This is a genomic window from Endozoicomonas sp. ALD068 (assembly GCF_049310145.1).
Classification (GTDB): Bacteria; Pseudomonadota; Gammaproteobacteria; order Pseudomonadales; family Endozoicomonadaceae; genus Endozoicomonas_A.
Genome location: NZ_JBLYNU010000005.1, coordinates 1 through 8,178, shown reverse-complemented (window position 1 = coordinate 8,178; position 8,178 = coordinate 1). Strand labels below are relative to the sequence as shown.

General features: G+C 47.5%; 5 protein-coding genes. All 5 read left to right on the top strand.

Annotation, left to right across the window (positions count from 1 at the left end; translation table 11 throughout):
- Nucleotides 1–68: 68 nt before the first annotated feature.
- The 5 genes from ACO6V5_RS25235 (at nucleotide 69) to ACO6V5_RS25215 (ending at nucleotide 7,868) form a co-directional block, all read left to right on the top strand.
- The gene (locus tag ACO6V5_RS25235; RefSeq protein WP_422492221.1) at nucleotides 69–1,181 is read left to right on the top strand and encodes a PEP/pyruvate-binding domain-containing protein; all 1,113 of its coding nucleotides are present in this window, start codon (nucleotides 69–71) and stop codon (nucleotides 1,179–1,181) included.
- Nucleotides 1,182–1,224: 43 nt separating this feature from the next.
- Nucleotides 1,225–1,788 (top strand): PEP-utilizing enzyme, encoded by a 564-nt coding sequence (locus ACO6V5_RS25230; protein ID WP_422492220.1) that lies wholly within the window; start codon nucleotides 1,225–1,227, stop codon nucleotides 1,786–1,788.
- A 162-nt stretch (nucleotides 1,789–1,950) separates the two neighbouring features.
- The gene (locus ACO6V5_RS25225) at nucleotides 1,951–3,864 is read left to right on the top strand and encodes a DUF4116 domain-containing protein (protein WP_422492219.1); all 1,914 of its coding nucleotides are present in this window, start codon (nucleotides 1,951–1,953) and stop codon (nucleotides 3,862–3,864) included.
- Between the two features lie 214 nt (nucleotides 3,865–4,078).
- Nucleotides 4,079–7,585, top strand: a complete 3,507-nt coding sequence (locus ACO6V5_RS25220; protein ID WP_422492218.1) for a PEP/pyruvate-binding domain-containing protein — start codon at nucleotides 4,079–4,081, stop codon at nucleotides 7,583–7,585.
- Between the two features lie 7 nt (nucleotides 7,586–7,592).
- The gene (locus ACO6V5_RS25215) at nucleotides 7,593–7,868 is read left to right on the top strand and encodes a DUF4116 domain-containing protein (RefSeq protein ID WP_422492217.1); all 276 of its coding nucleotides are present in this window, start codon (nucleotides 7,593–7,595) and stop codon (nucleotides 7,866–7,868) included.
- The last annotated feature ends 310 nt before the right edge of the window (nucleotides 7,869–8,178 follow it).

The following is an 8,178-nucleotide window of genomic DNA, read 5'->3' as shown; positions in this document are numbered from 1 at the left end:
AGAAAGGGATTTGTTTATTCGTCAGCGATTGAATCATGGATGAATATCAATAACGGAGGGAAGTCTTGATGTTTCCTGCTCATTCTGGCCGTTCAGAGGGTCAAATCCCGAAAACTGATCCAAATCGGGATGCTGGTGCCGACAGTTCATCCAAGGGGATTAGCAGTTTATCTAAAAGGCATTCCAGTGATCCTTATCCCTGTGGCGTTGCGACCAGCGAAACTCCCCTGACCAAGCGTCACTGCCGTCCATCTGTTGCAGATCAGACTGCTGGCTATTCTCCTCACAATCGGGAACAACTCGGGGGCAAGGGGATGTTTTTGTGGCGCATGAAAAAGGCTGGTCTGTCTGTTCCGCCCTTCGAATGTGTGACTGCTCAAGTTATGAATGCGCTTGAACAACACCCTCTGGATAGCCATCTTTTAGACCGCTATTTTCCCGGGATTGTCCATGAGTGGGACACAGAGAACAGCCTGAGGAACATTCGTGACTACCTCAATACCTTGCCGCCTTCAGAGCAAACCAAAAGGGATGACTGGCTGTCGGGTCTGGCAGAATTTATTGCCAGTAATGATTATTACCAACAGGTTAAAGATTCTGAAGCGGCTCGACAAATAGCTGGTCTGCGCCGTCAGCTGGGTGTACTCCTTGCATCACAAGCGGTTATTGTCCGCAGCTCTGGCATCAATGAGGATAATTACGGCGATGCCCAGGCGGGCAAATACCTCTCTTTGGTTCAGGGAGAAGAAGATATTTTGCAAACCTGTCTCAAGGTCATGGCTTCAGCTTACCGGCCTGAAATCTGTCCCGAAGGCATACCGCAACCCATGGCGCTCATTATCCAACAGTGCATTGATTGTCGATATGGCGGAGTCGCCATGAGTTTTCAATCCTTTCAGGATGATACCGTCAGGATTGAGTACACACGGGGTCAGCCCAGAGGCGCAGTGGCAGGGCAGTCCGGAAACAGGCCCCACCGTATTGATATTTATCGCGAGGATCGTGAAGAAGAAGCTGCCAGCTCTCAATACTTTCCGGGGACGATCTCAAGTCGCTTCATCCTGCAAAAGAACGATAACGGCTATTCGGAAACAAGAATTGATAATGCCGATGCCCAGTCAGGCGACGTTGGACAACAACTCAGTGATGACACGGTTTCGACACTCAGTCGGAGTGGCTGACAGAGCTGGAAAAGCTTGTTACTCTGCCCCGTGGATGTGGAGTTTGCCATCGATCATCAGGGGTAGCCTGTTCCTTTTGCAGGTGCGCCCTGTTACCCGGCTTTCTGGCGGCATGGATTTTGTCGATGTCCAATACCCAAAGAGACCCTGGCCATTGGCGAGGGTGTCAGCGAAGGCCATCTGCACCGGTACACTCTGGCTGGCTAGACAGAACAGATCGGCAGACTCTATGCCAGAGGGGGCCATTGTCGTGGCCCACCATGCTGCAGACTGGATGCTTGAGCCAGAGTTCCTGAAGCGGGCAGGGGGTTTTGTCTTTGCCGAAGGAGGCTTCAATGATCATGTCGCGATCCTTATGAAACAGGCAGGAAAAACCTTGATGCTGGCCGGTGGACAGTTCGCGGTCGTGGCCGCTCAGGTTGGCCAACAGGCGACGCTGGCCTTTGCCCGCTTCAAAGGTGAGCCCGGCGCCTTTGTTGTTGTCGGTGACCTTAGCGGCGAACTTGCCAGTCGCAGAAGCCTGTCCTCTGCATTTTCTGATGTGTCGCTGCTCAGAGCCGTCCCGTCACGGGATGATTTGTCCCCCCCTGAAGGCACGATTCCTTAATGTCGCTAGCGGTTTCAATTGACTCCGGGATCCATCCGCCCGTTTAATTGCTTTTGTTTGCCTCTGAAGGCGGACTGGATTATCTGGCAAATCCCATAAAACTGAGCATGTCAACACAACGTTCAGAGTTGTTGGCAGAGATCGTGAGTCAGGGTAAATCGGTTGGTTCAGGGGGCTGAAGCATTTCTGGATGGCTACCGTGCGTTCTTGTTGCTGGCGGGAAAAACAGGTGCTTACGAGGTTCGGTTATTGCGGGATGAAATACCGACATTGTGCAACCGGTTCGAGGCGCTGAAACAGACCATCCGATCCAGTTTAGAGGCTATTATCCTGCTTCTGGATGATGGTAAAAACAGGCAGATAACATTTCATCAATGGCTGACTGCCTGTCAGCAACTGCAATCCTCTCTGCAAGCACTGAATCCTAAAGAGGCTGAGCAGGTCCGGAGTGTTCATGAGCTGATTTTTTCCTTGCACTGGCGCTTTGTAGATGCACTGGCACCGATTACTCAGCTTTCCGGTCAGGGCAAGCTATCAAAAGAAGCGAATATTACCTACCTTGATTACACAACTCAGTGCAACCCGGGAGAAAAGGCACTGCTATTGAGGCCGTCCTCGAAAGCATTAATTGAAAAGTTTGCTTGTTCAGGGACTGTCGTCATCATGGATGATGTCTTGATTGTTAACCTGGAGCTTGGAAGTCATGTATGCCTTATTGAGCTGCTTGAATACGCAGAGGGAGGCAAAGAACGAACCTTACGGCTGAAATTCTCTGATCCGTTTTATAAAGATGATGGTGTTGATACAACCGCCAAGTTAAAGCGTATGTGGTTTCTGGTGCAGTTACTGAAAGCCCTCGAACTGGATGAAAATGCTGATAGCATGAAGCTGTTTTGCAATGCGGTAGCGGGAGGCATTATCGTCGAATGCACTCGAATAAAAGCAACTGAAAACATGCAGGATGCCTTTGAAAAACTGATTGTTGTATTACGTGATATGTGTGATGTGGATTGTAAAATGCAGTACATTGAGGTTTTTGAAGGAGATCAGTGGAACTTTAGCTCACTGGCACAACGCCTGACTGGCGATGTTGCGGCAGAAGCTGACAGGTTCGCCTTTCAACATTGCCTTTTCGCAATGTATTATGAGAAGCATTTCTCCTACAGTCCTGATTATTTGCTGTTATTACCCGATCACTACCAGCAATTTATTAATTATGCCCAACGGTTTGATGAGTGTCGTAATAAATCGGAGGACGACTATCGGCAAATATTGATGAGCAATGAGATCACTGAAAAAACCCGCAGGGAATTTTTACATCATTTGTTATTCCTCGATGCCAAAAGAACGGCTCCATTGGTTGAAGATATTTATCCCGATTTGAGAGATAAATACTATGTTATAAAACCATCATCCTACAGTTACCGGCTAAGTTTTGAAGTCCCTCCGGATCTGTGGCTTTCTGGTGATAAAGAAACATTCAAAAAAGCCTTGCTGAAGCACGGACTGCAATATGGCAGTCAACGGGTTCGGAATGATAAAGACCTGGTATTACCAATCATTGCAGAGCGTCAAGAAAATCTTAAATTTGCTGGTGAAAAAATGAAGAATGATAAAGAGGTTGTCATGACTGCAATCAAAGAGGACGGCATTTGGCTGAAATATGCCAGCCTGGAAATGCGGGATGATGAAAATATTGTAAAGACCGCTATCGCCAGTTATCCACCAGCGCTGAGTTTTGCAAGTGAAAGAATCCGAAGCGACAAAAACATTATAAAAATGGTTATCGATGATAATATTGTGAACTTAAAATGTGCCAGTAAAAGAATACTGAGTGATCGCGAGTATCTGCTGAACCTGATTGAACATCATTGTCGTGTTTTCAATTATGCTGTTGATGAACTCAGGCGCGATAGGGATTTTATCCGATCAGCAATCTACAGGAACCCTGATGTTGTTCAATACCTCTCCGAGAAGACTTTAAGAATGTGTCTGAGTACTGGGAGTGCAAGTTCACAACAGAAAAATCAGCCCGAAAACGCTGAGGACCATAGCATTCTGTGTAACATCCTCTAAGCCTGATTATCAGCCAGTTGCTACCGGTTTTTTTAAGCAGGCAAGCAATAATTTTCTCATCAGATAACGCCCTCCAGTGCAAACCGAGTTGTTATTTATCCTGTTGCGTGCTTCAGGCTGAACTTTATAAAAATAGTATTGTCCAAACAAAGTAATTGATTAATGCCACAGCCATTGAACCATGGATGAATGTTAATAATAGAGGGATATCTTGATGTTTCATGCTAATTTTGGCCGTTCAGAGGGTCAAATCCTGAAAACTGATCCAAATCGGAATGCCGACGCTGGCGGTCCATCCAGGGAGGCTCGCAGCCTATCCAAAAAGCGTTTCAGTGATCCCGGTCCCTGTGGCGCTCTGACCAGGGAAACTCCTCTGGCCAAGCGTGATTGTCGTCCATCTGTTGCAGATCAGACTGCTGGCTATTCTCCTCCCAATCGGGAACAACTCGGCGGCAAGGGGATGTTTTTGCAGCGCATGAAAGAAGCGGGCCTGTCTGTTCCGCCCTTCCAATGTGTGACTGCTCAAATCATGAATGCGCTGGCACAACACCCTCTCGGTACCCATGCTTTAGACCACTATTTCCAAGGGTTTGTTGATGAACCGCTGGCAAAGACCAGCCTCAGGAACATCCGGGAATACCTCAATACCTTGCCGCCTTCAGAGCAATCCAAAAGGGATCACTGGCTGTCAGCTATGGCAACATTTATTGACAGTGATGACTTTTACGAACAGGTTAAAGATTCTGAAGCGGCCCGAAAAATCCGGGAGCTGCTCCGTCAGGTGGACCGACTCTCTGGATCACAGCCCGTGATTGTCCGCAGTTCCGGCATCAACGAAGATAACTACGGCGATGCCCAGGCAGGCAAATACCTCTCTGTCATTCAGGCAGGAGGCGATGTTTTCAGAACCTGTCTCATGGTCATGGCCTCAGGTTACCGGCCTGAAGTCTGTCCCGAAGGCATACCGCAACCCATGGCGCTGATCATCCAACAGTGTATTGACTGTCGATATGGTGGAGTCGTCATGAGCTTTCAATCTTTTCAGGATGATACCATCAGGATTGAGTACACAAAGGGTCAGCCCAAAGGCATAGTGGCAGGGCAGTCCGGTAACACGCCCCATCGTATTAATATTTGTCGCAAGGAAGGCGCTGAAAACTTTCAATACTTTCCCGGCAAGGTCTCAAGTCACTTTGTCCTGCACAAAAACAATGATGGCTATCTGGAAACAGAAATTTATGATGCGGACGCCCAATCAGACGACAGTGTTCATAAACTCAGTGATCATTTGGTTGCAAAACTCAGTCAGGCGGTGACAGAGCTGGAAAAGCTGTTGCTCTGTCCGGTGGATGTGGAGTTTGCCATCGATCATCTGGGTAACCTGTTCCTGTTGCAGGTGCGCCCTGTTACCCGGCTTTCTGGCGGCATGGATTTTGCGATGCCTATACCCAAAAAGACCCTGGCCATTGGCGAGGGTGTCAGCGAAGGCCATTGCACCGGAACACTCTGGCTGGCTGAAGAACAAGCGGCAGACTCTATGCCAGAGGGAGCCATTGTCTTAGCCCACCATGCTGCAGACTGGATGCTTGAGCCAGGGTTCCTGAAACGGGCCGGGGGTTTTGTCTTTGCCGAAGGAGGCTTCAATGATCATGTCGCGATCCTTATGAAACAGGCAGGAAAAACCTTGATGCTGGCCGGTGGACAGTTCGCGGTCGTGGCCGCTCAGGTTGGCCAACAGGCGACGCTGGCCTTTGCCCGCTTCAAAGGTGAGCCTGGCGCCTTTGTTGTTGTCGGTGACCTTAGTGGAAAACTTGCCAGTCGCAGAAGCCAGTCCTCTGCATTTTCTGATGTGTCGCTGCTCAGAGCCGTCCCGTCACGGGATGATTTGTCCCCTCCTGAAGGCACATTCCTTAATGTCGCCAGCGGTTTTCAGTGGCTCACGGATCAAAATGCCCGTTTGTTGGCATTTTTTGCCTCTGGTGGCGGACTGGATTATCTGGCAAATCCCATAAAACTGAGCATGTCACCACAACGTTCAGAGTTGCTGGCAGAGATCAGAGTCAGGGTAAATCGGCTGGTTCAGGGGGCTGAAGCATTTCTGGATGGCTACCATGCGTTCTTGTTGCTGGCGGGAAAAACAGGTGCTTACGAGGTTCGGTTATTGCGGGATGAAATACCGACATTGTGCAACCGGCTCGAGGCGCTGAAACAAACCATCCGATCCAGTTTGGAGGCTATTATCCTGCTTCTGGATGATGGTAAAAACAGGCAGATAACATTTCATCAATGGCTGACTGCCTGTCAGCAACTGCAATCCTCTCTGCAAGCACTGAATCCTAAAGAGGCTGAGCAGGTCCGGAGTGTTCATGAGCTGATTTTTGCCTTGCACTGGCGCTTTGTATCTGCACTGGCACCGATCACTCAGCTTTCCGGTCAGGGCAAGCTATCAAAAGAAAAGAAAATTACCTACCTTGATTACACAACTCAGCGCAACCCGGGAGAAAAGCTACCGCTATTGAGGCCGTCCTCGAAAGCATTAATTGAAAAGTTTGCTTGTTCAGGGACTGTCGTCATTATGAATGATGTCTTGATTGTCAACCTGAAGCTTGGAAGTCATGTGTGCCTTATTGAGCTGCTTGAATGCGCAGAGGGAGGCAAAGAACGAACCTTACGGCTGAAATTCTCTGACCAGTTTTATAAAGATGATGGTGTTGATACAACCGCCAAGTTAAAGCGTATGTGGTTTCTGGTGCAGTTACTGAAAGTGCTCCAACTGGATGAAAATGCTGATAGCATGAAGCTGTTTTGCAATGCGGTAGCGGGAGGCATTATCGTCGAATGCACTCGAATAAAAGCAACTGAAAACATGCAGGATGCCTTTGAAAAACTGATTATTGTATTACGTGATATGTGTAATGTGGATTGTAAAATGCAGTACATTAAGATTTTTGAAGGAGATCAGTGGAGCTTTAGCTCACTGGCACAACGCCTGAGCGGCGATGTTGCGGCAGAAGCTGACAGGTTCGCCTTTCAACATTGCCTTTTCGCAATGTATTATGAGGAGCATTTCTCCTACAGTCCTGATTATTTGCTGTTATTACCCGATCACTACCAGCAATTTATTAATTATGCCCAACGGTTTGCCGAGTGTCGTAATAAATCGTGTCGTAATAAATCGGAGGACGACTATCGGCAAATATTAATGAGCAATGAGATCACTGAAGAAACCCGCAGGGAATTTTTACATCATTTGTTATTCCTGGATGCCAGAAGAACGGCTCTATTGGTTGAGGATGTTTATCCCGATTTGAGAGATAAATACTATGTTATAAAACCATCATCCTACAGTTACTGGCTAAGTTTAGAAGTCCCTCCGGATCTGTGGCTTTCTGGTGATAAAGAAACATTCAAAAAAGCCTTGCTGAAGCACGGACTGCAATATGGCAGTCAACGGGTTCGGAATGATAAAGACCTGGTATTACCAATCATTGCAGAACGTCAAGGAGACCTTGAGTTTGCTAGTGAAAAAATGAAGAATGATAAAGAGGTCGTCATGACCGCAGTCAAAGAGAATGGCATTTGGCTGGATGATGCTGGCCCGGAAATGCGGGATGATGAAAATATTGTAAAGACCGCTATCGCCAGTTATCCACCAGCGCTGAGGTATGCAAGTGAACGAATCCGAAGTGATAAAAACATTATAAAAAATGGTTATCGATGATAATATTGTGAACTTAAAATGTGCCAGTAAAAGAATACTGAGTGATCGCGAGTATCTGCTGAACCTGATTGAACATCATTGTCGTGTTTTCAATTATGCTGTTGATGAACTCAGGCGCGATAGGGATTTTATCCGATCAGCAATCTACAGGAACCCTGATGTTGTTCAATACCTCTCCGAGAAGACTTTAAGAATGTGTCTGAGTACTGGGAGTGCAAGTTCACAACAGAAAAATCAGCCCGAAAACGCTGAGGACCATAGCATTCTGTGTAACATCCTCTAAGCCTGATTATCAGCCAGTTGCTACCGGTTTTTTTAAGCAGGCAAGCAATAATTTTTCTCATCCAGATAACGCCCCTCCAGTGCAAACCGAGTTGTTAAGTACCTAACCAGTTGGTTTCACATATTCTGGACGGCGGCTTTTTCCATCAGTCTGCGTTCCAACGCTGGTTGCGAGCTAGGGCTACGCGTCCGTCGTTGCGCCTTGAAGAATGAAAAAATCCACACGCTATAATATGGTAAACCGAATGGGCTGCGACTTATTTATCCTATTGCGTGCTTCAGGCTGAACTTTACAAAAAAATTATTGTCAA

What these genes read in the sequence shown, in the direction of transcription:
- ACO6V5_RS25235 (WP_422492221.1), top strand. Translation starts at nt 69, where the DNA reads ATGTTTCCTGCTCATTCTGGCCGTTCAGAGGGTCAAATCCCGAAAACT.
- ACO6V5_RS25220 (WP_422492218.1), top strand. Translation starts at nt 4,079, where the DNA reads ATGTTTCATGCTAATTTTGGCCGTTCAGAGGGTCAAATCCTGAAAACT.